Raw genomic sequence first — 23,770 nt, forward strand, 5'->3', positions numbered from 1 at the left:
GAATAAAGAAGCATCATGCTGGTTCCAGCGAAGCTTTCGCCTGATCCAGAATACGCTTGGCTTCAGATCCTTGCAGCTTCTGAATGTCGTCCTGATATTTCAGGATTGCCCCCAGCGTGTCACCGATGACCTCGGGGCTAAGATTGATGACATCAAGCGCCAGGAGGCATTTCGCCCAATCGATAGTCTCAGCCACTCCGGGTTTTTTAAACAGGTCTTCTGTACGCAACCGCTGCACAAAGGCGACCACCTCTCGGCTGAGCGTCTCGGCAGATTCCGGTGCACGTGCATGCAGGATTTCGATCTCACGATCAAAATCTGGATAGTCGACCCAGTGATACAGACAACGACGTTTCAGGGCGTCGTGCACTTCGCGTGTACGGTTCGAGGTAACGATGACGATGGGCGGCTCGGGTGCCTGAACCGTTCCCAACTCGGGGATCGTCACCTGAAAATCACTCAAAGCTTCAAGCAAAAAGGCCTCGAACGGCTCGTCCGTGCGATCCAGTTCGTCAATCAGCAGGACAGGTGCACCATTTTCATCCGGCCGCATCGCCTGCAACAACGGACGTTCGATCAGGTATTCGTCCGAAAACAACTCTGACTGTAGCGATCCACGATCCGCACCACCTGACGCCTCGGCAGTGCGAATAGCCACCATTTGCGCCGGAAAGTTCCATTCGTAGACAGCCGAGGATGCATCCAGCCCTTCATAGCACTGCAACCGGATTAGTCGTCGGTTCAGCCGAGCAGCCAGCGCTTTGGCAATCTCGGTCTTCCCAACACCCGCTTCACCCTCAAGAAACAAGGGGCGCCCCAGTTTCAGAGACAAGAAAACCACCGTCGCCAGCGATCGCCCGCACACATAGCCCTGTTCGCCAAGCATGCTCTGAACCGCATCAATAGAATTCGCCTGCGTCATGACCTTGTCTCTCCTCCTCGCACAACAGGTCATGCCAGCGCCTGTGCGTCAAGACCGTGTTCCCCAATGGACTTACGGCGCGATGGTGCATTGGCAAGTATTTCAGTCGTATCAAGTTGCCAATCAATTGAGCCCCATGACATTGGTTTGCCTTTAATGCCCCCGGCGGCTGTGCTAGCGGAAGGGGCATGACCGATACCCTCACGATCCGCCGCCCCGACGACTGGCATCTGCATCTGCGCGATGGCGCCATGCTGCAGGCCGTCCTGCCCGAAACCGCTCGCCACTTTGGCCGCGCCATCATCATGCCAAACCTTGTGCCCCCGGTCGTAACCGGGGATCAGGCCTCTGCTTACCGCGACCGCATTATGGCTGTGCTACCCGATGATATGACGTTCGAACCGTTGATGACGCTGTATCTGACCGAGGATTCTGACGCTGAAGATGTCGCCGCAGCACATGCCACCGGATTGGTGAAGGCGGTCAAGCTCTACCCTGCGGGCGCCACGACCAACTCGGCCTCGGGTGTTCGCGATTTCGACAAGGTTCGTCCCGTACTCGAGAAGATGGCCGAAATCGGTCTGCCCCTTTGCGTTCATGGTGAGGTGACCGATCCAGAAATCGACATCTTCGATCGCGAAGCAGTGTTCATCGACCGAGTGCTTGATCCGATCCGAAAATCGACCCCCGGGTTGCGTGTGGTAATGGAACACATCACCACATCAAATGGCGTCGACTACGTTATGGCGAATGAGGCTGATCTGGGTGCCACAATCACCGCGCATCACCTGATCATCAACCGCAACCACATTCTGGTGGGCGGTATCAAACCGCACTACTACTGCCTGCCTGTTGCCAAACGGGAAGAGCACCGGCTGGCGTTGCTGGCTGCAGCAACCTCGGGCGATGCGAGGTTCTTCCTTGGCACTGACAGTGCACCGCACACCGATGCGAACAAGGAAATGGCGTGTGGCTGCGCCGGTTGCTTTACGGCAACAAACACGATGTCACTGGTGGCAGAAATGTTCGACCGGGCTGACGCGCTGGACAAGCTGGAAGGCTTCACCTCGCTGATCGGTCCCGCATTTTACCGTCTGCCCGTGAACGAGGGAAGCATCACTCTGACCAAAGGTGAACCCGTTGAGTATCCCTCAAAAATCGAAAGCGGTGATGGCCCGGTGACGGTATTCGATCCCGGCTTCCCTCTGCACTGGCGCGTGGTCTAACCCTCAAGCCTGTCAGACAGTTCTGCTGCGCGCCCTCCGGTGCGCAGCATTGACCAGATCGCGTCGGCCTCTTCGCCGCCAATCAGCTTCGACGCTTTTTCACGCACCCGATCCTCGCGATCTGACAGTGACATCGGCGCCAGCAAGTCATGCGTAGCCTCCCTACGAATACCGTCACGACGCAGCAATGACAGATGGGCCTGCGTTTCAGACAGCCCGTCATCAGCTTCGACCGTGATCCGATCTCGCAGGGAACGCAAACGTGGGTCGGCGCATGTTTTGTCAGAAAAGTTTTCTGGCAATGCGGTATCATACCCAATTGCGAGCATCGCGATCACCGTACGGTACGAGAACTTGGCCCCCAGACCTGTCGTTGGGGACAACTGGTTGCAAACACTCATCCAACGCGGATGGGTCTTGACCTTGATCTCGGCCACTTCGGGCTCAGCTATGTCGAGATCACGCGCTGCCTCCAGCGCTGCGTGAAGGCCGTGGCAACAAGCATGAAACTTATGGCTGACACTTTCAAACAACCACTCGTCCCCGATCCCTTCGAGAGCGGCTGAAAGGTCATCAGCACCCTTATGAGTCGCACCAAAGCCGTATTGCCCCTCCAGCGCGTTATCGTTCGGCTCGAAACCCCGGTGAATCAGCAATGCCGTTTCTACGCCTGCGGAAGAAGCAAGACCGGCATTGTATGGTTTGCCCATCGTTCCAAACTGCGCCTTCAGGCCGGCCGCACGTGTAGCGGTCAGCCCCAAAGCCTGTCGCATTTGCGAGGAATTGAAGCCCAAGACACGCCCTGCAGCTGCCGTTGCACCAAAAGCACCCGCCGTGGCGGTCTGGTGAAAACCGGCCTGATAATGATCCCGGCCCAGCCATAGCCCAAGGCGAATAGACAGCTCCATCCCCACAAGTGCTGCCTCGAGCAAATCTACGATTGGTTTATCTTCCCACGTGGCAACAGCCAGAGTAGCCGGAAACACCGCAACAGATGGATGACCGATATGTGCGAAATGGGTGTCGTCATAATCCAGCGCATGCGAGATGGTCCCGTTCGCCAAAGCCCCCGCACGCAATGGAGCCGCTCCGCCGCCGAAGATTCTGGCCTGTTCTGCACCGCCTTCAGCCAGAACCATTTCCCGGATGATCCGCGAAACCGGTTCTTCGGCCCCCGCCCTTCCCACGGCCAGCCAATCCAGCGCGGACAAAGAAGTGACAATGCGGGTCTGGAGCGTTGTCGAAACAGGCCCCGTCGCAAACTCGGCAAATGCAGTGGTCAGATCAGTCATGCGGCGCAGTCTAGCGCGCACGTAGCCGGGGTAAAGCCTCAGCCGTACAGGTCAGCAGCGCGTTGTTCAAACGCGCGGACAATCCGGTTCATGGCCTCGTTGAAAACGACCCCGATAATACCCTGCAAAACCGCATTCTTGAACTCGAAATCCACATGGAAGAACACATTGCAACCGCCATCCGGCGCGTCCTCAAAATGCCAGTCGGATTTCATGTATTTGAACGGGCCATCCAGATATTCCGTGTCGATTTTCTTTTGCTCCGGAAACAGCGTTACTCTGCTGCCAAAGCGCTCGCGAAACACTTTGAACGAGATGACCAGATCAGCCTCAAGCACCTTGGCCTCATCAACCGCATAGGTGCGTCGGATTCTGGCAGCTGCGCACCAGGGCAGAAATTCGGGATACTTGGCCACGTCCGCAACCAGATCATACATCTGCTGCGCGGTGTATTGCAGGTGGCGAGTTTCCGAATGTACTGGCATGGCGTATCAGGTATTTGCAGGTGACAATGGCGCGTCATGTCGTATGTTGCGCGCCAAAGATCAAGGGGGCAGCGATGAGCCAACGCGCATATGTGATAGATGAGATGATCTCGGCCAAGGCGATTGCCGCCCGAATAGAAGAGCTTTGCCGCAAAATCACCGAAGAGTTTGGCAACACAGACAAGCTGGTTGTTGTCGGTCTTCTACGAGGAAGCTTTGTATTCATCGCTGATCTGGTGCGCGAACTCGATCTGCCTATCGAGGTGGATTTCCTTGAGGCGTCGTCTTATGGCGACTCGATGGAAAGTAGCCGGGAAGTGCGCATTCTCAAAGACTTACGTGGTGCCATTGAAGGGCGAGACGTGCTGGTGGTCGAAGACATCGTAGATACCGGCCATACTCTGAATCACGTCACCAAGTTGCTAAAAAGCCGCAAGCCCACACGGTTGAAATCGATTGCCCTGCTGGACAAGCCAAGCCGCCGCGAGGTTGATTTCCGCTCTGACTGGATCGGGTTTGAAATTCCTGATGAATTTGTCGTGGGTTATGGGATCGACTATGCTCAAAGAAACCGAAACCTGCCGTTTATTGGCAAAGTCAGGTTCGTCGAGGACTGATTTTGCCACCCTTGCATCGGAGGCCGAATGAACCCGCGTCATCTACTGCGTATGTCAATGTTGGTGAGAAAACCACCCTCGGAACGGCGCGTACTGATGGTGTTCGGGATCATTGCCGTCTGCCTGATCGTCGGCGGAATTGAGTATCTGGGCTGGTGGCCTGAATGGGCGACCTCCCCTCCCCAAAAGCTCAGGCCCTGAGGTCTCCCCCCAACACCTGCTCAATTGCACTCAGAAAAATACCAGTTCCGATTGGGATCAGGGCATCCGGAAAATCGTAGTCTGGATTGTGCAGTTGAGGATGGTCCTTTCCAGAGCCTAACCAGAACATGGCTGACTTGGCACTTTTCCCGAATTGACCGAAATCTTCAGAGAACCTTTGAGGTTCTGAAACCAGTTGGCACGGAACACTCTGTGTGGCACAGGCTTGAGCTAAAACCTCGGTAGCATCGGCATTGTTGGTGCAGGCTTCGAAAATATCATCGTACGAGATGTCCACTGCCAATCCTTCAGATTTGGCAGCAGACTGCACCAGGTTTTCGGCATCCTGAATTAGCCGAGACATGCGGTTGTCAGTCACTGTTCTCAACGTCACCCAAAGCTCTGCTTGCCCCGGAGCAACGCCAAAGGTTGCTTCACCCAAACTGGCGTGAGTGACTGTCGTCAGCGCAAAATCCGCGTCAAGCGGCCCACCCTTACCGAGATCTGCCAAAACAGGAATGAGCTGGGACAATGCACCCGCAGGCGAAACACCATCCTGGGGTGCCGCAGCGTGAGAGGTCTTTCCCTTCAACACAATCCGCATCCCACGCGATGCACAGTTGGCTGGCCCCTGGCACAGCTCAACCTCACCTAGGTCGAGTCCTGGCAGGTTATGCAGTGAAAACATGTAATCAGGTGCGATCTCAGCGAACTTAGGATCAGCACGATAAGCAATCGCTCCCTGCCCGGTTTCCTCGGCTGGTTGGAAAATCAGCACCACTTTTCCGTTTGGTGGCCGTGATTTCCCCAAGGCCTCGGCAACACCCAGCACCATTGTCATGTGACCATCGTGACCACACAGATGCCCCTTCCCAGGAATGCGCGAGACATAGGGTGCATCAGAGATTTCCTGAATCGGCAAACCGTCAAGCTCGCAACGGATACCAACTGTTGGCCCCGCCTGTCCGCTGTCAAACACGGCAGCAATACCGTGACCACCGATATCCTTCAGGATCCGGTCGGGTGAATGTTGCTCCAACAACTCCGCAATCTGCGCAGCAGTATTTTTCTCTTCACCGGAGATTTCAGGTGATTGATGCAGCTTGTGGCGCAGCGATGTCAGCCGCGCCAGAGTTTCAGGGGTCACGCCTGACCCAGCTTCTTCTGCCGCGCCTCGCGCAAGCGCGCAAAGTCATCGCCCGCGTGATAGGAAGAGCGGGTTAGCGGTGTTGCCGAAACCATCAGGAAACCCTTGCCATAAGCAGCCTTTTCGTAGGACGCGAATTCCTCGGGCGTAACGAAACGATCCACTCCGTGGTGCTTGGGCGTCGGCTGCAAATACTGTCCGATGGTCAGAAAATCGATGTCCGCAGCCCGCATGTCATCCATGACCTGACGAACTTCCTGCTCTTGTTCGCCCAGTCCCACCATGATGCCGGACTTGGTAAAGATCGAAGGATCAAGCTCTTTGACGCGCTGCAACAGTCGCAAAGAATGGAAATAGCGCGCGCCTGGACGAACTTCGGGATACAACCCCGGAACCGTTTCAAGATTGTGGTTAAAGACATCTGGCTTTGCATCAACCACGATTTTCAGAACCGACGGGTCGCATTTCAGAAAATCTGGAGTGAGAATTTCAATCGTGGTTTTGGGCGAACGGTGCCGGACCGCGCGGATGGTCTGCGCAAAGTGTTCCGCCCCGCCATCCTTAAGGTCATCGCGGTCGACCGAAGTGATCACCACGTGATTCAGACCAAGCTTTTCAACCGCATGTGCAACGCGACCCGGCTCAAACGCATCCAGCGTATCCGGGCGACCGGTTGCGATATTGCAGAAAGTGCAGCCGCGCGTACAAATCTCGCCCATGATCATCATCGTGGCGTGGCCCTGGCTCCAGCACTCACCCACATTCGGGCAACCTGCCTCTTCGCAGACTGTCACCAGATTGTTTTCGCGCATGATTTTGCGCGTATCGGCATACCCTTTGCCACCCGGCGCCTTGACGCGAATCCAGTTTGGCTTTTTCGGCTGAGCATTGTCGGGCCGATGGGCTTTTTCCGGGTGCCTTTGCTCCGGGATTTTCAGATCACGCACTGAAGAACTTCCTGACTTTGGGTCAATTCGGTTTACCCATAACATAAACTGATCAGGCTGATTACGCTACCCGTGCATACCTGCTATGCACACCCACCTTGCAATCGCAGAAATCAAGTTAAAAACTATAGACATTTGCCCTGTAAACTCATTGCGTTCCAACGGTTATTGGGAAATTTGCACACGCGGCATATCAGTCATTGAAGCACTTTTAGAATCCTTTTAAATCGCAAATCAAACGCATGTGATTCACAGGAGTTTGAACATGAAGACTGGCGCGAAACTGCCCGAAGTGACCTTCCACACCCGCGTACGCGACGCATCGATCGAAGGTCCCAACCCATTCCGTTGGGAAGACAAAACCACAGCTGACTATTTTGCGGGCAAGCGGGTAGTCCTGTTCTCGCTGCCAGGCGCGTTTACACCGACCTGCTCGACCTATCAGCTTCCGGGTTTCGAGAAGGGTTTTGACGACTTCAAAGCTCAGGGCATCGATGAAATCTACTGCATGTCGGTCAATGACAGCTTTGTCATGAACAAATGGGCGCAAGATCAGGAACTGAGCAACGTCAAAGTCATCCCGGACGGTTCGGGCGAATTCACCCGTAAAATGGGCATGCTGGTCGACAAAGACAATCTGGGCTTTGGCATGCGTTCCTGGCGATATGCAGCCATCATTAAAGACGGTGTCGTCGAAGCCTGGTTTGAAGAGCCCGGCCTGATGGATAACTGCCCCGAAGATCCATATGGCGTTTCTTCGCCTGAAAACCTGAAGAAGTATCTGGACGAAGCCAAGGAACCGGCACTCGCCTGATCCAGTCGTTCAAATGTCACGAAGGCCCGCATGATTGCGGGCCTTTTCTATATCCGTGTGCCTCCGACAATATCCTCGCCAACCTGACGAATGACCTGAGCCAGCTTTTCAAACCAATCCTCATTCGCAGTCGATGCACGTCGCACAAGTCCAACCGTACGAGCGGGTTGCGGTGCGCCAAATCGCAACAAGCGCAAACCCGGAACTGCGTCGGATTCGGACTGCGCGGCAATCTCTGGCATGAGAGTCAGCCCAAACCCTTCAGCCACCAGACGCGACAGCGTGGCAAGCGACGATGCCCCCATGTTGATCTGCGCACTGGTGCGGTCCTGACCGCACACTTCCAGCGCCTGGTCGGTCAAACAATGGCCGTCTTCCAACAGCATTAACTGTGCAGAACCCAAGTCGATCGGTCGCAACGCTTCGGGGCTGACTGACAATCGGCTCAATCGAGCTTCGCTTCCGGCCAGCAAAAATCTGTCTTCGAACAAAGGGAGCTCTTCCAGCTCGTTTCCACCTACTGGCAACGCTAATACTGCGGCGTCAATCTCCCCCCTGCGTAGCATCGACAACAGACGTTCGGTGCGCGCTTCGCGTATCTGAACACGAAGCGAGACATCCGCGGCACGTAGACCAGCTAAAACTCCCGGCAACAAATATGGCGCGACGGTCGGAATGACACCAATAGAAAGAGATCGATGCCCACCCGAATGATCACGAGCGAACCGGTCCAGACGATCCGCTGCACCAAGAACACCCCGCGCGTGTTCAAGTACGTCACGCCCAAGTGGCGTGAGCAGAATATCTCGGGCCTGCCGCTCAAACAGCGGCCCGCCCATTGTTTGCTCTAACGCTTTGATCTGCACTGAAAGAGCGGGTTGTGAGACATGGCAAACTTGCGCAGCGCGCCCAAAGTTGCGCTGCTCGGCAACCGCTCTGAAGTACTGGAGTTGTCTGAGGGTAAAATTCATAACCCTTGATTATCACTCACCCACAAAACCGCAAGATCGGCAAATGATTGATTGGGCTAGATCAGCCGATCATTCGGTCTTTCTCAGCTTGATCCTCGTAATGCCGTTTTAGGCGTTGCAGTGCGATGCGCAGTACAATTTTCCCCGACCGGGCAGACCAACCCATTCGCTTTTCAGCTAGCTCCAGGCCTTCAAGGTAGCAGCAACAACGCAATGCCACATCGCTCAAACCCGGACCAAGATCCGAAAGTGCATTCGCGACCCGATCCCGAGCGTCGGAGGATCCGCGCCCCACATGCGCATCCGCCACGAAACTACCCCGACCGCCCCCGGTGAGAAACTTGTCCCAGTTTTGGGTAACCTGAGGCCCAATCTGCGCGAGTTCAAAATCTTCGCGCAACCGCTCACCCGCTGCGACTAGCGCCTCATCAAGGAATGGATTGCCATCTCGATCCCGGCGACGAGACAAAGCAATCAGAGGACTTTCTGCGGCACTGTAGCGGATACGCCTTTGCCGATTTGGTTGCGCGCTAGCCCCCACCTTTACCCTTTGATCTGACTGAAAGGGTGTCTGCGCTTCGGCCATGCCAAACTCATTGCGAGCCCGCGCCCGGTTTTCTGCCTCGGCAATCAGTCGACCCAGTGCAGATCGGCCCGCAGTCGAGATACGATAGCGAGAGATGCGCCCCGGGTTGTCGCAAGTAATCCAGTCTTGCAGCGCAAGCGCCTGCGCGATCTTGCAATCCACTACTGCTGTGCGAGTTGCGCCAGCATCCCCGCTATCGCGCACAACAACGGCTTTATCCATGTCCTCAGCAACGGCAAGTACCGAACCCGTTTCGCACAGCCTGCGCAGAACTCGTAAGGCTTCACGATCAAACTCATTGTCTTCGTTGCTCGGCTGCAGGGCAAAGTCTTTGGTGCCTTGCGATGCGAAAACCCTCCTCCCTTGGTGATCTTCGGAAGGAAAATGGGACTCGGCCAAGGATTGCAGCGCGGCATCAACCAGCGGGTCATCCCGACGCATTTCGATCCGCCTGATCTGTCTAAGAATTGTCGAAGCATGGCACCCGGCCGATCGCGCAAGGTCTCGGATCGACCTACCAGCCTCGGTGTGGGCCAGATACCTTTGCGCGCCCTCAGGAACCCATGCCGGAACGGTGAAAGCCAAGCTGTTTTCCATATTTATTTGCCCTCGTCGACAACAACAAACTGTCAAATTTCGCCGTCAGATTTTTCGTTAACCAAATCTAACTAGAGCCGCTTTCGTTACTTGTTCGTTAACCACAAACGGCGTGAACCAGAATTGATTCAAAAAGATAAACACTCGTGAAACCATCGTTCGGGGAGAACAGAAACAAGGCAACACCCGCAATGGTTGTGTGACAAATATCGTGTTCAATTCTGATAACAAGGAACGCTTTGATGCATGACCTGTCGACCATGATCGCCTCACTTCGTCGCCCTCGCTTGCTGACGCGAGCAGCCAGAATCGGGGCACAAGACTATGATCGGGAACGACATTTACAACGCATCCTTGGCTTTGGCGCTCTACCAAAACCAAGTGCGTCATTGATCCGCCTGATGGAGCTTGAGCGCGAGGTCAACGCCATGAGGAAAGACTCAGATGCCGCATACTCATTAGTGCGGCATCTGGATTTGTTAATCGCGGTGATCGGTGAGGCGCAGCTGTACCGGGCCAGCCGCGCTTCACAATATCAGTGATCAGGTGAAGGCGTCTGGAACGGACGCCTTCTTTTCCGCAACATATGCGTTCAGTGCTTCGTTGACAGCTGGGTCGAGCTGCGGCTGCTGGTAATTTGCCAACAGATGTTCGACCCGTGACGTGGCCAACTGACGCGTGTCGCGGCCGCCTTCGTCTTCCCAGGTCTCGAAGGGTTTGTAGTCGAGAACCTCAGATTTCCAGAATGCTTCCTTGAAATTCGCCTGGGTATGCGCGCAACCTAGGTAGTGACCACCCGGACCAACTTCGCGGATCGCATCCATCGCCTGCGCATTTTCGTCATACGCAACGCCTTTGGCCAGACCGTGCAGAACACCCAACTGATCGGCATCCATGACGAACTTCTCGAAGTCGGCAACCAGACCGCCCTCGAGCCAGCCACATGAGTGCAACATGAAGTTCACGCCTGACATCAGGCCCATATTCAGCGAGTTTGCGGTTTCATAGGCGGCTTGTGCGTCGGGCAGTTTCGAGCCGCAGAATGACCCGGCCGAACGGAACGGCAGGTTAAGGCGACGCGCCAGCTGACCCGCGCCATAGGTTACCATTGACGCTTCGGGCGTGCCAAAGGTCGGCGCTCCCGAGTTCATGTCGATCGAAGATACAAATGCACCAAAGATTGCAGGTGCACCCGGACGGATAATCTGGCTGTAGGCTACGCCTGCCAGAACCTCGGCCAGAACCTGAGTCAACGTCCCTGCCACCGAAACCGGTGCCATCGCGCCACCCACGATAAAGGGCGAGATGATGCATGCCTGATTGTTTGCAGCATATACTTCAAGCGAACCCATCATCACGTCGTCGAAAGTCATCGGCGAGTTGATGTTGGTCAGCGATGTCATGACAGTGTTTTCCTGCACGAACTCTTTGCCGAACAGGATCTCGCACATCTCAACCGAATCCTGCGCGCGGCTGGGATCGGTGACCGAGCCCATGAACGGCTTGTCCGACAGGGTCATGTGCGCCATCAGCATGTCCAGGTGACGCTTGTTCACCGGAATATCCGTCGGCTCACACACCGTACCGCCCGAGTGGTGCAGCCACTTGGACATATAGGCCAGTTTCACGAACTTGTTGAAATCATCCATAGTCGCATAGCGACGGCCGCCCTGCGCATCCCGCACGAACGGAGGGCCATAGACCGGTGCCAGCACCAGATTGCGACCACCGATGACAACAGATTTTTCGGGGTTGCGTGCATGCTGTGTGAACTGGCTGGGTGCTGTCTTGATCAGTTCGCGGGCCAAACCGCGAGGAATGCGCACACGCTCACCGTCGACATCGGCACCAGCATCTTTCCAGCGCTGCAACGCACCGGGATTGTCAACAAAGTTGACACCGACTTCTGCCAGCACGGTTTCTGCATTTGCCTCGATAATCTCCAACGCTTCTTCGTTGAGGATCTCGAAGTTAGGAATGTTGCGTTCGATGTATTTCGCCGTTTCGATGCGAACCGCGGTGCGCTCGGCCCGGCGGGCGGCGCCACCGCCACCTCGTGCTCTGCGCCGGGTGTTTGCCTCTGCCATGAGATAATCCCGTCTGGATGGTTAGATTTGCAAGTTTGTTACAGGAAGCTCGGACCTGACCAAATGTAGATTACGTCGCAATAGGGGTAAAAGCGACATGAATAGCCTGACGTGCGCCAGTTACCCCGCGTTCGGTCAGTTCAGCGATTTGAACATCCGAACTTTGTTGCCTTCAGCTTCTTCTTCGCACCACCCCAGATGACGATACACCGCCCGCGTATCCTGCATCTGTCTATGGGTCGCCAATCGAAGCACGTTGCACCCCTGCTCTCGCCCGGTTCGTTCTGCAATCTCCAATAGCTGCCGCGCCACACCCTGCCCTTGGGCCTCTGTAGACACAGCAATATTGAAGACCATGATCGCCTGGTCGATCCGGGCAAAGACTATGACACCAACAAGAGCGTCACCTATCTCTGCGACACTCACCCAATGATCTCGAATATCCTCTTCGATGCCCGCCGAAACATCGGGCAAATCCGGAATGTCACGCCGTGCCGCAGCATAAGCTTGATCGATACACTTCCTGATTGCTTGCGCATCACCCACACTTGCATTTCGGAAACGAATATCAGCCATTACGCCTCTTCCCTTCAATTCACAGGCCCACATCTCCACCAATTGGTGTCATTGCGCTTGCACATGCAAGGCTTGCAACCTAAGAGCCGGGTATGACCCAGACATCCCACGACCGCCTTCTGATCATCGACTTCGGCAGCCAGGTTACGCAGCTTATCGCCCGCCGCCTGCGCGAGCTGAATGTCTACTGTGAAATCCACCCTTACCAGAATGTCACGATGGACTTCGTGCGAGACATGGCACCCCGTGCCGTGATCTTTTCTGGCGGGCCCGATAGCGTGACGCGTGACGGATCCCCCCGCGCCCCGCAGGAGATCTTTGACTACGGTGTGCCCATACTGGGCATCTGCTACGGTCAACAGGTGATGATGCACCAGCTGGGCGGCAAGGTTGAAAGCGGCCACGGTACCGCCGAGTTCGGACGCGCTTTTGTCACGCCGAAAGGGCAACTGGATATTCTGAGCGGCTGGTTCACGGATGGCGACGAACAGGTCTGGATGAGTCACGGCGACCACGTCAGTGAGATTGCACCGGGTTTTGAGGTTTTCGGAACCTCCCCGAATGCACCTTTTGCTATCACTGCGGACACTGAGCGGCATTTCTACGCGGTCCAGTTCCACCCGGAAGTGCACCATACTCCCAAAGGCGCCAAGCTCTATGAGAACTTCGTCAGACTGGCGGGTTTCAAGGGCGACTGGACCATGGGTGCCTACCGTGAGCAGATGATCGAGAAAATCCGCGAACAGGTTGGCGACAAGAAAGTCATCTGTGGCCTGTCCGGAGGTGTCGACAGCTCAGTAGCGGCTATCCTGATTCACGAAGCCATCGGTGATCAGCTAACTTGTGTGTTTGTGGACCATGGCCTTCTTCGAAAGAACGAAGCGCAGGAAGTCGTCTCGATGTTCCGCGACAACTACAACATCCAGCTGATCCACGCAGATGAGAGCGAGTTGTTCCTCGGAGAACTGGATGGACAAAGCGATCCGGAAACCAAGCGCAAGATCATTGGCAAGCTGTTCATTGATGTGTTCCAGAAACATGCGGACACGATCGACGGTGCCGAATTCCTTGCTCAGGGTACTCTTTATCCCGACGTCATCGAATCCGTATCCTTCTCGGGCGGTCCTTCGGTAACGATCAAGTCGCACCACAATGTGGGTGGCCTGCCCGAAAAAATGGGCCTGAAGCTGGTCGAACCTCTTCGCGAGCTGTTCAAGGACGAGGTTCGCGCACTTGGTCGCGAGCTGGGATTGCCCCAGAGCTTTATTGGCCGCCATCCTTTCCCCGGACCAGGACTGGCGATCCGTTGCCCTGGCGAGATCACACGCGAAAAACTGGATATCCTGCGCGAAGCCGATGCGATTTACATCGATCAGATTCGCAAACACGGCCTGTATGACGAAATCTGGCAGGCCTTTGTGGCGATTCTTCCGGTTCGCACGGTCGGTGTAATGGGTGATGGCCGCACCTATGACTACGCTTGCGCACTTCGTGCCGTAACGTCAGTAGATGGCATGACCGCAGATTATTACCCCTTCAGCCATGAGTTCCTTGGTGAAACGGCAACCCGGATCATCAACGAAGTTAAAGGCATCAACCGGTGCACCTATGACATTACGTCAAAACCACCGGGAACGATCGAGTGGGAATAAGTTGAAAAGCCGGGCTTTGTCCCGGCTTTTTTGTTGTATGTTCGGGCCAAAAAGAGATTACTCATCAACGCTATAGAACGAGACTTCTTCGGAGTTCGGTGTGACCGAAAAGAAAGCTGAAATCGGTAAGGCCGCCCTCTGGATGACGGGTGCCATTGCATCATTCTCATCCATGGCGGTTGCCGGGCGTGAACTCAGCCTTTCACACGATACCTTTGAAATCATGATGTATCGCAGCGTGGTCGGGGTTTTCGTAGTGTCCCTGATCCTGTCATTCACCGGAAACTGGCACCAGGTATCGACGAATAGATTAGGCCTGCACGCAGTCAGAAACACGCTCCACTTCACGGGGCAAAATCTCTGGTTTTACGCCGTAGGCGTCATCCCTTTGGCTCAGGTTTTTGCGCTAGAATTCACTCAGCCGATTTGGGTCATCCTTCTCTCCCCACTCTTGCTAAAAGAGCGTCTGACAGCCCTGCGAATAACGTCGGCGATTATTGGATTTGCTGGAATTCTCATCGTCGCGCGCCCCGGGGTGACGGTGATTAGCCCGGGCGTGATCGCGGCAGCCGCATCTGCCATTTTCTTCGCTTTAACAACGATTTCCACAAAAACACTCACGCGTCATACCAGCATCGCCTGTATCGTTTTCTGGTTGACGGTGATGCAGGCCATTCTTGGACTTGCCGCAGCTGGACTGGATGGTCAGATTGCACTGCCGACAGTGGAAACTGCTCCGTTCCTGATCCTTGTTGGGCTGGCTGGTTTACTTGCACATTTCTGTATCACAAACGCTCTGGCCATCGCGCCTGCAACCGTTGTGATACCCTTCGATTTTGCCCGCCTGCCAACGATCGCGATCGTCGGAATGATCCTGTATCACGAGCCGCTGGATCAATGGACCCTGCTGGGGGCCGCTGTAATCTTTTCGGGAATTTTCCTGAACGTCTGGTCTGAAAATCGTATCAATTCCGCAACACAGCCGCAGAACACTCGCTGAAACTAACGTTCGGTCACTGGTTGACGTTTTTTAAATGTCTACGCGATTATCAGGAACCTATAAAAAATAGCAGGGGTATGTCGGTCACTCTGACGCACCCGAGGCTATCGGATAGTGAAAAGGGAGGACGAAATGAAAAAAGCGCTGCTACAAGCGTGCGCGGTATGTGTCGGGGCAACGGCAGTACAGGCGGGCGGCCTGGACCGAAGCGGTCAGGGCGTCAATATCTTGTTCGAAGAAGGGTCTGTTGTGCAGTTCCGCTTGGGGTATACCTCGCCAAGCGTAAGCGGAACCATGCCTGCGCTGAGTGGCCCAAACAGAGGTCAACCTGTAGATTCAGGCAGTGTTGCAAACAGCTTCTTCACACCGCACCTTGCCTACAAAACCGCGTTCACCGATAAACTGGATTTTGCGCTTGTCTATGACCAGCCCTTTGGTGCTGACATCGATTATTCTGCGAGTTACCCACTGTCACAAAATCCACTGGCTCCTTTCGGCGGCCGCACAGACGTGCTACGTGCTAAAGCCGATACCGATGCCGTCACCGCATTGCTGCGCTACAAATTTGAAGGAGGCTTCAGTGCGATTGGCGGTCTACGTGCGCAGCGCGTAAAAGCCAATGTAGCGGTTCCACTAGCGGCTGGATATCAGGTCGATACAGATGCCGATATCGCTCTTGGGTATGTAATCGGTGTCGCTTGGGAAAAGCCTGAAATCGCTGCTCGAATTGCGCTGACCTACAACTCGAAAATCTCTCACGATCTTTCGCAAACTGAATCGCTTAATCCGCCGTCTGCACCTAGTGTTGTGGCAAGTTTCGATACTTCAAGCACAATTGAAACCCCGCAATCCGTCAATCTGGATTTCCAAACTGGCGTTGCTCCCAAAACGCTGCTGTTTGGTTCTGTGCGCTGGGTAGACTGGCCGCAACTGGTTTATAATCCGCCAAACTATCCGCCAACGAGCAACCTTGTCGACTATGAAGACGCTACCTACACCTACTCGTTAGGTCTCGGTTATCAGTTTTCCGATGAGTTTTCTGGTGCTGTAACTTTGGGATATGAGTCGTCTGAAGGCACGACCGTTTCGAACCTTGGACCGACTGATGGCTTCTGGAGCATTGGTGTGGGCGGAACTTACTCGCTTGAGAAAGCAAAGATTTCTGGTGGTATCCGCTACACCGATATCGGCGATGCAACAGCAGACGGCGCAGCTGGACAAACCGCTACATTCACCGGCAACAGCGCCTGGAGTGTTGGCCTGCAGGTTACCTACGCCCTTAACTGAGCGTAACCTGATTTTAAAATCGGATTGCCCCGCCCCTTCGGCGGGGTTTTCTTTTCGCAAGAAACGGGTCGCATATCTGAGCCCAACGATGCGACACAGAGCCATGGCATCACAAAAAACCCTTTCCCCCCGCGCCTGGTTTGAACTCACTCTCTTAGGAGTTATCTGGGGCGCTTCGTTCCTGTCCATCCGCATTGCACTCGACACAATCCCGGTCATGACATCTGTGTTTCACCGCGTCTTCTGGGCGTCATTGGTATTGTGGACTGTAATTCTGATACGCGGTCAGAAAGTCCCCACGAGCCCACGAATATGGGGGGCGTTTCTGATCATGGGGTTGTTGAACAACGTACTACCGTTCTCACTGATGGCATGGGGGCAGCTTTATGTGGACACCGGCCTGACCTCGATCCTGAATGCCGCAACCGCGATATTCGGGGTTTTGCTTGCAGCCGTTTTCTTTCGGGACGAACGTCTTACCTGGCTCCGTTTGCTTGGTGTTGGGCTAGGGTTCTCAGGCGTCGCCACAACAATCGGAATTGAGAATTTCCTGAGCTTTGATTTGCGCAGCGTGGCGCAGATCGCCATCCTGGCCGGTACCGTGTCATATGCGTTGGCCGCTGTCTGGGCGCGGTTTCACCTATCTGATCTTTCACCTCAGGTTGCCGCAGCAGGGATGCTGACAGGATCGACCGTGATGATGCTCCCGATCATGCTGATCGTGGATGGGACCCCTTCCCTTTCATTACCGCTGGAGACCTGGTTAGCGATTGGATACTACGCGATCGTCGCAACCGCCGGTGCATATTTGCTCTACTACCGAGTGCTGGCCACTGCCGGCAGTGGAAACCTTCTGCTGGTGACTCTGGTCATCCCGCCGGTCGCCATACTGCTTGGCACTCTGTTACGTGGCGAGTCACTGCCTCCCAATGCCTATATCGGGTTCGCTATACTTGCAGTTGGCCTTGTTATCCTCAGCAGATCAGGACGGCGCAATTGACGCCGCCCTCGGGCCGATTTAGCTAGAGCAAAACAAGGGATAGCGGATCATGATCTACGGCTCGGCAAGGGATTGGCGCGATGCAGCGCGAAAAAAAGTGCTGTTTTTCGGCATGTCCGGGTTGGGCAAGACATATGTTTCAAATGTTCTGAGAGATTCCGGCGACTGGTTTCACTATTCCATCGATTACCGGATCGGCACCCGTTACATGGGCGAGTACATCACCGACAACGCCAAAGCCGAAGCGATGAAGGTACCCTTCCTGCGCGATCTGCTACTTTCGGATTCCATCTATATCGGATCGAACATCTCGTTCGAAAACCTCACACCTGTGTCCGCCTATTTGGGCAAGCCGGGCAACCCAGATCTGGGTGGTCTTGAGATTTCTGAGTACCGCAGGCGACAGGAGCAGTTTCGACTGGCGGAAATTCACGCCCTTCTGGACACAGAATACTTCATCGACCGGGCCAGACGTCTGTATGACTATCCTCACTTCATTTGTGACACCGGTGGGTCAATCTGTGAATGGGTCGACCCCGAGGACCCTGGTGATCAGGTCATGTCGGAATTGTCACGCCAGACACTCATGGTTTGGATCAAGGGCGACGAAGATCACACAGCCGAACTGATCCGCCGTTTCGACAAGGCCCCCAAGCCGATGTCTTATCAGGCCGAGTTTCTGACCAAAGTCTGGGACGAATACCTGACCGAGCACGACTGCTCGAGCGCCGAGGTTGACCCCGACTCGTTCATTCGTTGGACCTATGCGCGGGCATTGGCCCATCGCCAACCCAGATACGAAGCTATGGCCAGGAACTGGGGCATCACGATCACTGCTGACGATGTGAGCAAAGTACGTGATGCACGTGATTTCGATGAGTTGATCGAACGTACCCTTGAGACCACCCCAAAGCGCGCCTAAGTTCCAAACCTCCCTAGAAGCCTGAAAAGTCTGAACCAATGCCGATCAAGATTCCATCAAACCTGCCTGCCTTCGACGTCCTGACCCGGGAAGGCGTCATGGTCATGGCAGAGGATCACGCGGCCCGTCAGGATATTCGCCCTCTTCGGATCGGTCTCTTGAATCTAATGCCAAAAAAGATTCAGACCGAAAACCAGTTCGCGCGCCTCATTGGCGCAACGCCATTGCAGATTGAACTGACGTTGATCCGCATGACCGAGCATCGTACCAAGAACACGGCCGCCGAACACATGAGGGATTTCTACCGGCCGTTTCAGGAAGTGCGGGATCAGAAGTTTGATGGTCTGATCATCACTGGTGCGCCGATCGAGCATCTTGAATTTGATGACGTCACCTACTGGAATGAAATTTCAGAGGTGTTCGAGTGGACCCAAACCAACGTGCATTCCACATTTGGCGTATGCTGGGGTGGGATGGCGATGATCAATCACTTCCACGGCGTTAAAAAACACATGTTGGATGCGAAAGCCTTTGGGTGCTTTCGCCATCAGAACATGTCACCGGCCTCACCGTTTTTGCGCGGTTTTTCTGACGATTGCGTCATCCCAGTCAGCCGCTGGACGGAAATGAAACAAAGTGAGATCAGCGATGCTCATGGTCTGGTGACTTTGTTGGGCAGCGAAGATGTTGGACCTTGTCTGGTTGAAGATCCCGCGCACCGTGCGCTCTATATTTTCAATCACTTCGAGTATGACAGTGACACGCTGAAGCAGGAATATGACCGGGACATAGAAAATGGCACGTCTATCAATGTACCGATCAACTATTATCCTGACGACGATCCCTCTCAAACACCTCAGAACCGCTGGCGCAGCCATGCACACCTGCTTTACGGTAACTGGATAAACGAGATTTACCAGTCTACCCCATTCGACATGAGTAAAATTGGCGACTAAAATTCTGATATCCCTCGGCGTTGTTCTGGTTTGCCTTGCTTCGGTAACCGCATGGTTATCTGCAAGAAACGAGGCACGCGCCGAGACAGAATTTCCGCCCGAAGGACAAATACTCGATGTCGATGGGGTTCCCGTTCATGCAGTCGTCATGGGCGAAGGGCCTGACGTCGTCCTGATCCACGGGTCCAGCGGAAACACCCGCGATATGACCTTTGCCTTAGCCCCGATACTCGCTCAAAACTACCGGGTAATCGTTTTTGACCGTCCCGGACTTGGATATTCCGGCAGCTTCAATCCCGACGGTGAAACCATCACCGAACAGGCGGAAATCCTGCAGCGTGCAGCAGCTTTGCTTGGGGCTGACAAGCCAATCGTTGCCGGACAAAGCTATGGGGGATCTGTGTCGCTTGCCTGGGCAGTTACCCGCCCCGACAACATTTCGGCTCTGGTCCTGATTGCACCCGCCGCGGTGCCTTGGGAAACGCCCCTGGATTCATTCAATACGATCGCGTCCACATCGGCTGGGAACACGCTCGCCCTGCCCCTGATCACGGCATTCACACCTGATTGGTATGTCTCGCAGGCTTTGGACTCTGTGTTTGCCCCTCAAAAAGCGCCCGAGGGCTACGCGCAGCACTTTGGTCCCAGCTTAACCATGCGTCGTGCGTCGATGTATGCGAATGCCAAGCAACGTGCCAATCTGTTGGATGAGATCACGCAACTTCAGCCCCGCTACGGCGATATCTCAGTACCCACTGAAATCGTCCATGGAACTGCCGATACGACAGTGGAACTAGATCTTCATTCCGAGCGCTTGGTCGAGCAGATACCGGGCGCTGAGTTGATAGAGTTGGAAGGCGTAGGCCACATGCCCCAGGTTGTCGCCGCCGATGAAGTTGCTGCGGCGATAGATCGTGCAGCCCAAAGGGCAGGTTTGCGTTAGAGCCACGCGTAATCCATAGTAAGTTATGGATTTTATGGCGAGGCTCACATGACCCGATCAGAAAAAGGTTCCATCCAAAAGTACTTTAAGAACAGCGCCCCCAAAGAGGTTCGACAGGCCATCGAAAAGTCGAAGAAGGGTGACATTCTAAATCCCACTTATCCCTACCCTGAACGAATGAAGGGTAAGGATTATGATGAACAAATGGACGCCCTACAGATTGAGCTGGTCAAGATGCAGTCTTGGGTCAAGGAAACCGGACAGCGGATTGCCATCATATTTGAAGGTCGCGATGCCGCTGGCAAGGGTGGCACAATCAAACGGTTCAGGGAAAATCTGAACCCGCGCGGTGCCAGGAACGTAGCGCTCGGGAAACCCTCGGATTCAGAGCGCAGCCAATGGTACTTTCAACGCTATATCCCGCACCTGCCGTCTGCCGGAGAAATCGTGTTCTTCGACCGTAGCTGGTACAATCGCGGCGTTGTCGAAAACGTGTTCGGTTTCTGCACGAATGAAGAACGCGAGCGTTTTTTTCGCCAGGTCCGACCGCTGGAAACAGGCCTCGTGAATGACGGCATTCAACTTTTTAAATTCTGGCTGAACGTGGGACGTGCAGAACAGCTCAACCGCTTTTTGTCGCGCGAGACTGACCCTTTGAAACAGTGGAAACTCAGCCCCATTGATGTCGCTGGCCTGGATAAATGGGAAGAATACACACAGTCGATTTCTGAAACTCTGACGCGATCTCACGCTGAACACTGCCCCTGGACCATTGTGCGATCGGATGACAAGAAACGAGCCCGCCTGGAGGCAATCAAAACCGTTTTGAGCGCGCTGGACTATGACGAGAAGAAACCAAAGGCCATTGGCCCCATAGATTCAAAAATATGCGGCGGACCCGAGGTCTGGGACGCCTAGTGCACAGATTGTTCGCATTTCGTGGAACTGAGAAAACTGCTAGTTCACGGTGCAATTGTTGGACGATTGCACCGGGTTACTCTATGTATCTACTTCTAAAAACACTAAAACCAAGAGGCACCTGAAGCCGGGATGACCAAACGCGGCTATCACCACGGAAATCTCAAGCAAGCCCTGATCGAAGCGGCCTTGTCGTTGATCGAGGAAAAGGGGCCGACAGGCTTTACTCTGTCTGAGGCGGCGAAAACTGCTGGTGTTACCCCTGCGGCTGTGTACCGTCACTACCATGGTCGCGAAGACCTGATCGCTGAGGCTGCACGACAGGGCTTTGAAATGTTCGCGGACCTGATGCAATTTGCCTACGACAAAGGTCAGCCATCAGCCTTGGCCGCTTTCGAGGCAACGGGACGCGCTTATCTGGCTTTTGCCCGCAAACATCCCGGCCACTATATCGCGATGTTCGAAAGCGGTATTTCGGTAAATCGTACGTCCGAACTGGCGATGGCTGCCAACCGGGCCAAAGACGTTCTGGAAATGGCAGCCTCCGACCTGTCGCAACATATACCACCGGAGAAACGTCCACCCGCCTCGATGTTCAGTGCCCACATATGGGCCATGAGCCACGGCGTCGTGGAGCTGTACGCCCGCAACACCGGTGCAAGTTCTCCATTTTCACCTGAAGATTTGCTCGAGTCCGGGATTGGAATTTACCTCAGAGGGCTCGGTCTGGTGCCACCGGACGAATAGTACGTCTCAGAAATGTCTGCTTGGTTGTGGGACAGAAAGACCAGACGTAACGTTGATCAGGTTCATCTCACCCATGCCTTTGATGTCGACTGGCCCAAGGTCAGACACCTGAAACTCATCAATCAGAGCGTACTTCATCTCTTCTGGTGCAACGATGTTCATCGGGTTGGCAAACACCTGCAGGCGAGACGCGATGTTCACGGCTGGGCCAAAGACATCATAGACGTATTTCTGAATGCCCACGACGGACCCTACAGCGGCCCCCATACCCAAGCCGACCCTTGCCTGCCATTTATGTGGATGACTCTCGTTGCGCCGCTCGAGGTAACGCAGGAACCTGACCGCGCAGTGGGCTACCGCGGTCGCATGATCAGGAGTCGCGTCCGGCATTCCCGAAACCGCGAGGTAGGCGTCACCGATCGTCTTGATCCGCTCACAACCGAACTGCTCGACGATGCGATCAAATGCGGTGAAGATATCATTCAATTCGCTCAGCGTAACGGTTGGATCGGTTTGGGACGCAAAATCGGTGAAGCCGACAAAGTCCAGCATGACCACTGAAACCTGCTCGTAAAGCTGCGGTGTGACAACGCCGAATGTTTTGAACTCCTCATAGACTGCACGAGGCATCAGATTGAGCAACAACCGCTCGACCCGCTCCTTTTCCCGCTCCAACTCGCGCGTATTGCGCTCAACCATGGTCGAATAGCTGTCGATCATACTTTCGAGTTCACGGATGCGGGTAATGTTCTGACACTCGACAACCAGAACCTGCTCCTCAAGACCATTGGCAAGTGAGATTGTCGTGGCAAATATCAGCGTTCGTCGTTTGGGCTTGATCTGCAACTCGGCCGAGTATCGCAAACCGGATTGCTTAACATCGTCCAGTTCGCGCTGATCAAGATCGGGCAGTAGATCCAAGAGCGTCTGCCCTTCGGCCGGAGTTCCAAACCATTCTGCAAACGGCCCATTGTGAAAGACAAAGGTCAGGTCCGAAGCGCGCAAGACCGCGACGCCAACCCCAATCGCCCGCAGCAGATGCTCATTGATGGCAAGAATGCTCATGCGGCATCCCGGGCGACGATAATCGCACGCTTGCCCTCGATAGCAGACAATGCGATCTGAATATCGGCATCTGACATGCCATGCATGGCCAGAGCTTCGCCAAACAACTCAGCCATCTCATCAAAGTCGTCGTGGCTTATCTTCAGATGACGATGAACGGCTTCGATCCTTTCATCGCTGAACGATGCCGGTCCCCCCACCAGAGACGATACGAATTTTGTCTGATGGTCGATCAATCGAGGCATGTCGATGTCTTCGAAATGCACGCCGATCCCGTCCGAATCCAGTGCCATTTCGTAGAATGACATCACGATACGGCTGATGGTTTTGAACCCGCCGTACTTTTCATAGATCGTTTGACTCACAACACTAAACCAAATGCCGTTCAGCAATAACACTACAATGTTATATCAAATAGATAGTTTTGTTAATGTTTATGATGATTAAGATGTCGAGGTCGAAGTAGATGACTAATAACAATCGGCTCGTTCTTCACCAAGGCACACACTTGCCATCAAACACTTGGCTAAATCTGCATGTACTCAGATTTGTGTACTAACTTTGCGGTTTCCAGCAAAATGAGATGCCTGAGCATGATCTCATGAGCGGTGCATTTGTGTAGATACATCGCGACTTTGAAAAGCCTTAGGATACTATGCCAAATTTTGGGGATATGGCGGAGAGACAGGGATTCGAACCCTGGAGACGGTTTCCCGCCTACACACTTTCCAGGCGTGCGCCTTCGACCACTCGGCCACCTCTCCGTGCCGGCGATATGTGAACCATCGAAACCAGATTTGCAAGGCCCGAAA

General features: G+C 54.5%; 25 protein-coding genes and 1 tRNA gene. 14 read left to right on the top strand and 12 right to left on the bottom strand.

From position 1 onward, the window contains the following. Window positions 1-13: 13 nt before the first annotated feature. Entirely contained in the window at window positions 14-922 is a 909-nt protein-coding gene (locus ACR0IO_RS00565) for an AAA family ATPase (protein ID WP_480738555.1), read from the bottom strand. Window positions 923-1,110: 188 nt separating this feature from the next. Here ACR0IO_RS00565 and pyrC point away from each other — a divergent pair, with 188 nt between their 5' ends. Further along, window positions 1,111-2,148 carry a dihydroorotase gene (gene pyrC, locus ACR0IO_RS00570; RefSeq protein ID WP_480738557.1) on the top strand — a complete coding sequence of 346 codons (1,038 nt, stop codon included), beginning with the start codon at window positions 1,111-1,113 and terminating at the stop codon, window positions 2,146-2,148. On the opposite strand, the gene ACR0IO_RS00575 is transcribed toward pyrC, so the two are convergent. Together ACR0IO_RS00575 and ACR0IO_RS00580 are read right to left on the bottom strand one after the other, a co-directional pair. After that, window positions 2,145-3,440 (bottom strand): MmgE/PrpD family protein, encoded by a 1,296-nt coding sequence (locus tag ACR0IO_RS00575; protein ID WP_480738559.1) that lies wholly within the window; start codon window positions 3,438-3,440, stop codon window positions 2,145-2,147. The genes pyrC and ACR0IO_RS00575 overlap by 4 nt on opposite strands. 38 nt (window positions 3,441-3,478) lie before the next feature. Next, window positions 3,479-3,925 carry a type II toxin-antitoxin system RatA family toxin gene (locus tag ACR0IO_RS00580; protein WP_155142047.1) on the bottom strand — a complete coding sequence of 149 codons (447 nt, stop codon included), beginning with the start codon at window positions 3,923-3,925 and terminating at the stop codon, window positions 3,479-3,481. Between the two features lie 74 nt (window positions 3,926-3,999). Between ACR0IO_RS00580 and hpt the strand changes: the two genes are divergently transcribed. Both hpt and ACR0IO_RS00590 read left to right on the top strand, forming a co-directional pair. After that, window positions 4,000-4,542, top strand: a complete 543-nt coding sequence (gene hpt, locus ACR0IO_RS00585) for a hypoxanthine phosphoribosyltransferase (RefSeq protein ID WP_155142049.1) — start codon at window positions 4,000-4,002, stop codon at window positions 4,540-4,542. Window positions 4,543-4,569: 27 nt separating this feature from the next. Continuing rightward, window positions 4,570-4,743: a hypothetical protein gene (locus ACR0IO_RS00590; protein ID WP_170333042.1), complete on the top strand. Its 174-nt coding sequence runs from the start codon at window positions 4,570-4,572 to the stop codon at window positions 4,741-4,743. Here ACR0IO_RS00590 and ACR0IO_RS00595 read toward each other — a convergent pair. Together ACR0IO_RS00595 and lipA are read right to left on the bottom strand one after the other, a co-directional pair. Next, a complete protein-coding gene (locus tag ACR0IO_RS00595; RefSeq protein ID WP_480738562.1) occupies window positions 4,733-5,890 on the bottom strand; it encodes an amidohydrolase in 1,158 nt (385 codons plus the stop codon). The genes ACR0IO_RS00590 and ACR0IO_RS00595 overlap by 11 nt on opposite strands. After that, window positions 5,887-6,837, bottom strand: coding sequence for a lipoyl synthase (lipA, locus tag ACR0IO_RS00600; protein WP_170333038.1), 951 nt, complete (start codon window positions 6,835-6,837; stop codon window positions 5,887-5,889). Before lipA ends, ACR0IO_RS00595 begins: the two co-directional genes overlap by 4 nt. A 265-nt stretch (window positions 6,838-7,102) precedes the next feature. On the opposite strand from lipA, the gene ACR0IO_RS00605 reads away from it, so the two are divergent. Next, window positions 7,103-7,651: a peroxiredoxin gene (locus ACR0IO_RS00605; protein ID WP_170333036.1), complete on the top strand. Its 549-nt coding sequence runs from the start codon at window positions 7,103-7,105 to the stop codon at window positions 7,649-7,651. A gap of 47 nt (window positions 7,652-7,698) precedes the next feature. Here ACR0IO_RS00605 and ACR0IO_RS00610 read toward each other — a convergent pair whose 3' ends face one another. Further along, a complete protein-coding gene (locus ACR0IO_RS00610) occupies window positions 7,699-8,622 on the bottom strand; it encodes a LysR substrate-binding domain-containing protein (RefSeq protein ID WP_480738565.1) in 924 nt (307 codons plus the stop codon). Window positions 8,623-8,683: 61 nt separating this feature from the next. Further along, entirely contained in the window at window positions 8,684-9,805 is a 1,122-nt protein-coding gene (locus ACR0IO_RS00615; RefSeq protein WP_480738567.1) for a DUF6456 domain-containing protein, read from the bottom strand. A gap of 242 nt (window positions 9,806-10,047) precedes the next feature. Here ACR0IO_RS00615 and ACR0IO_RS00620 point away from each other — a divergent pair, with 242 nt between their 5' ends. Continuing rightward, window positions 10,048-10,347, top strand: a complete 300-nt coding sequence (locus tag ACR0IO_RS00620; protein WP_480738569.1) for a DUF6477 family protein — start codon at window positions 10,048-10,050, stop codon at window positions 10,345-10,347. Here the strand turns inward: ACR0IO_RS00620 and ACR0IO_RS00625 are convergent, their stop codons facing one another. Beyond that, on the bottom strand, window positions 10,348-11,892 hold the full coding sequence (locus ACR0IO_RS00625) for a trimethylamine methyltransferase family protein (RefSeq protein ID WP_155143706.1): 1,545 nt from the start codon (window positions 11,890-11,892) through the stop codon (window positions 10,348-10,350). Window positions 11,893-12,027: 135 nt separating this feature from the next. Next, complete coding sequence (locus ACR0IO_RS00630; RefSeq protein ID WP_480738571.1) at window positions 12,028-12,468, bottom strand: GNAT family N-acetyltransferase; 441 nt, start codon at window positions 12,466-12,468, stop codon at window positions 12,028-12,030. Between the two features lie 92 nt (window positions 12,469-12,560). Here ACR0IO_RS00630 and guaA point away from each other — a divergent pair, with 92 nt between their 5' ends. The 9 genes from guaA (at window position 12,561) to ACR0IO_RS00675 (ending at window position 21,893) form a co-directional block, all read left to right on the top strand. After that, window positions 12,561-14,120 carry a glutamine-hydrolyzing GMP synthase gene (guaA, locus tag ACR0IO_RS00635; RefSeq protein WP_480738574.1) on the top strand — a complete coding sequence of 520 codons (1,560 nt, stop codon included), beginning with the start codon at window positions 12,561-12,563 and terminating at the stop codon, window positions 14,118-14,120. Between the two features lie 100 nt (window positions 14,121-14,220). Then, entirely contained in the window at window positions 14,221-15,120 is a 900-nt protein-coding gene (locus tag ACR0IO_RS00640) for a DMT family transporter (protein WP_480738576.1), read from the top strand. 228 nt (window positions 15,121-15,348) lie between these two features. Continuing rightward, entirely contained in the window at window positions 15,349-16,407 is a 1,059-nt protein-coding gene (locus ACR0IO_RS00645; protein WP_480738578.1) for an OmpP1/FadL family transporter, read from the top strand. Window positions 16,408-16,510: 103 nt separating this feature from the next. Continuing rightward, window positions 16,511-17,407 carry a DMT family transporter gene (locus tag ACR0IO_RS00650; protein ID WP_480738580.1) on the top strand — a complete coding sequence of 299 codons (897 nt, stop codon included), beginning with the start codon at window positions 16,511-16,513 and terminating at the stop codon, window positions 17,405-17,407. 49 nt (window positions 17,408-17,456) lie between these two features. Further along, a complete protein-coding gene (locus ACR0IO_RS00655; protein WP_480738582.1) occupies window positions 17,457-18,329 on the top strand; it encodes an ATPase in 873 nt (290 codons plus the stop codon). A 38-nt stretch (window positions 18,330-18,367) separates the two neighbouring features. Continuing rightward, on the top strand, window positions 18,368-19,285 hold the full coding sequence (metA, locus tag ACR0IO_RS00660) for a homoserine O-acetyltransferase MetA (protein ID WP_480738584.1): 918 nt from the start codon (window positions 18,368-18,370) through the stop codon (window positions 19,283-19,285). After that, entirely contained in the window at window positions 19,275-20,228 is a 954-nt protein-coding gene (locus tag ACR0IO_RS00665) for an alpha/beta fold hydrolase (protein ID WP_480738586.1), read from the top strand. Before metA ends, ACR0IO_RS00665 begins: the two co-directional genes overlap by 11 nt. A gap of 48 nt (window positions 20,229-20,276) precedes the next feature. Continuing rightward, a complete protein-coding gene (gene ppk2 / locus ACR0IO_RS00670; protein ID WP_480738588.1) occupies window positions 20,277-21,146 on the top strand; it encodes a polyphosphate kinase 2 in 870 nt (289 codons plus the stop codon). 132 nt (window positions 21,147-21,278) lie between these two features. Then, the gene (locus tag ACR0IO_RS00675; RefSeq protein WP_480738590.1) at window positions 21,279-21,893 is read left to right on the top strand and encodes a TetR/AcrR family transcriptional regulator; all 615 of its coding nucleotides are present in this window, start codon (window positions 21,279-21,281) and stop codon (window positions 21,891-21,893) included. A gap of 6 nt (window positions 21,894-21,899) precedes the next feature. Here ACR0IO_RS00675 and ACR0IO_RS00680 read toward each other — a convergent pair whose 3' ends face one another. The 3 genes from ACR0IO_RS00680 to ACR0IO_RS00690 form a co-directional block, all read right to left on the bottom strand. After that, window positions 21,900-22,958: an adenylate/guanylate cyclase domain-containing protein gene (locus tag ACR0IO_RS00680; RefSeq protein ID WP_155143726.1), complete on the bottom strand. Its 1,059-nt coding sequence runs from the start codon at window positions 22,956-22,958 to the stop codon at window positions 21,900-21,902. Continuing rightward, a complete protein-coding gene (locus ACR0IO_RS00685) occupies window positions 22,955-23,323 on the bottom strand; it encodes a group I truncated hemoglobin (protein WP_209016014.1) in 369 nt (122 codons plus the stop codon). The genes ACR0IO_RS00680 and ACR0IO_RS00685 overlap by 4 nt, the downstream gene beginning before the upstream one ends. Before the next feature lie 309 nt (window positions 23,324-23,632). Then, window positions 23,633-23,722, bottom strand: a tRNA-Ser gene (locus tag ACR0IO_RS00690). Window positions 23,723-23,770: the final 48 nt, after the last annotated feature.

It is taken from the genome of Ruegeria sp. CE12, assembly GCF_056537525.1.

Coding starts and splice junctions, on each gene's coding strand:
- ACR0IO_RS00565 (WP_480738555.1), bottom strand. CDS start 922: ATGACGCAGGCGAATTCTATTGATGCGGTTCAGAGCATGCTTGGCGAA.
- pyrC (WP_480738557.1), top strand. CDS start 1,111: ATGACCGATACCCTCACGATCCGCCGCCCCGACGACTGGCATCTGCAT.
- ACR0IO_RS00575 (WP_480738559.1), bottom strand. CDS start 3,440: ATGACTGATCTGACCACTGCATTTGCCGAGTTTGCGACGGGGCCTGTT.
- ACR0IO_RS00580 (WP_155142047.1), bottom strand. CDS start 3,925: ATGCCAGTACATTCGGAAACTCGCCACCTGCAATACACCGCGCAGCAG.
- hpt (WP_155142049.1), top strand. CDS start 4,000: ATGAGCCAACGCGCATATGTGATAGATGAGATGATCTCGGCCAAGGCG.
- ACR0IO_RS00590 (WP_170333042.1), top strand. CDS start 4,570: ATGAACCCGCGTCATCTACTGCGTATGTCAATGTTGGTGAGAAAACCA.
- ACR0IO_RS00605 (WP_170333036.1), top strand. CDS start 7,103: ATGAAGACTGGCGCGAAACTGCCCGAAGTGACCTTCCACACCCGCGTA.
- ACR0IO_RS00610 (WP_480738565.1), bottom strand. CDS start 8,622: ATGAATTTTACCCTCAGACAACTCCAGTACTTCAGAGCGGTTGCCGAG.
- ACR0IO_RS00615 (WP_480738567.1), bottom strand. CDS start 9,805: ATGGAAAACAGCTTGGCTTTCACCGTTCCGGCATGGGTTCCTGAGGGC.
- ACR0IO_RS00620 (WP_480738569.1), top strand. CDS start 10,048: ATGCATGACCTGTCGACCATGATCGCCTCACTTCGTCGCCCTCGCTTG.
- ACR0IO_RS00625 (WP_155143706.1), bottom strand. CDS start 11,892: ATGGCAGAGGCAAACACCCGGCGCAGAGCACGAGGTGGCGGTGGCGCC.
- ACR0IO_RS00630 (WP_480738571.1), bottom strand. CDS start 12,468: ATGGCTGATATTCGTTTCCGAAATGCAAGTGTGGGTGATGCGCAAGCA.
- guaA (WP_480738574.1), top strand. CDS start 12,561: ATGACCCAGACATCCCACGACCGCCTTCTGATCATCGACTTCGGCAGC.
- ACR0IO_RS00650 (WP_480738580.1), top strand. CDS start 16,511: ATGGCATCACAAAAAACCCTTTCCCCCCGCGCCTGGTTTGAACTCACT.
- ACR0IO_RS00655 (WP_480738582.1), top strand. CDS start 17,457: ATGATCTACGGCTCGGCAAGGGATTGGCGCGATGCAGCGCGAAAAAAA.
- metA (WP_480738584.1), top strand. CDS start 18,368: ATGCCGATCAAGATTCCATCAAACCTGCCTGCCTTCGACGTCCTGACC.
- ppk2 (WP_480738588.1), top strand. CDS start 20,277: ATGACCCGATCAGAAAAAGGTTCCATCCAAAAGTACTTTAAGAACAGC.
- ACR0IO_RS00675 (WP_480738590.1), top strand. CDS start 21,279: ATGACCAAACGCGGCTATCACCACGGAAATCTCAAGCAAGCCCTGATC.
- ACR0IO_RS00680 (WP_155143726.1), bottom strand. CDS start 22,958: ATGAGCATTCTTGCCATCAATGAGCATCTGCTGCGGGCGATTGGGGTT.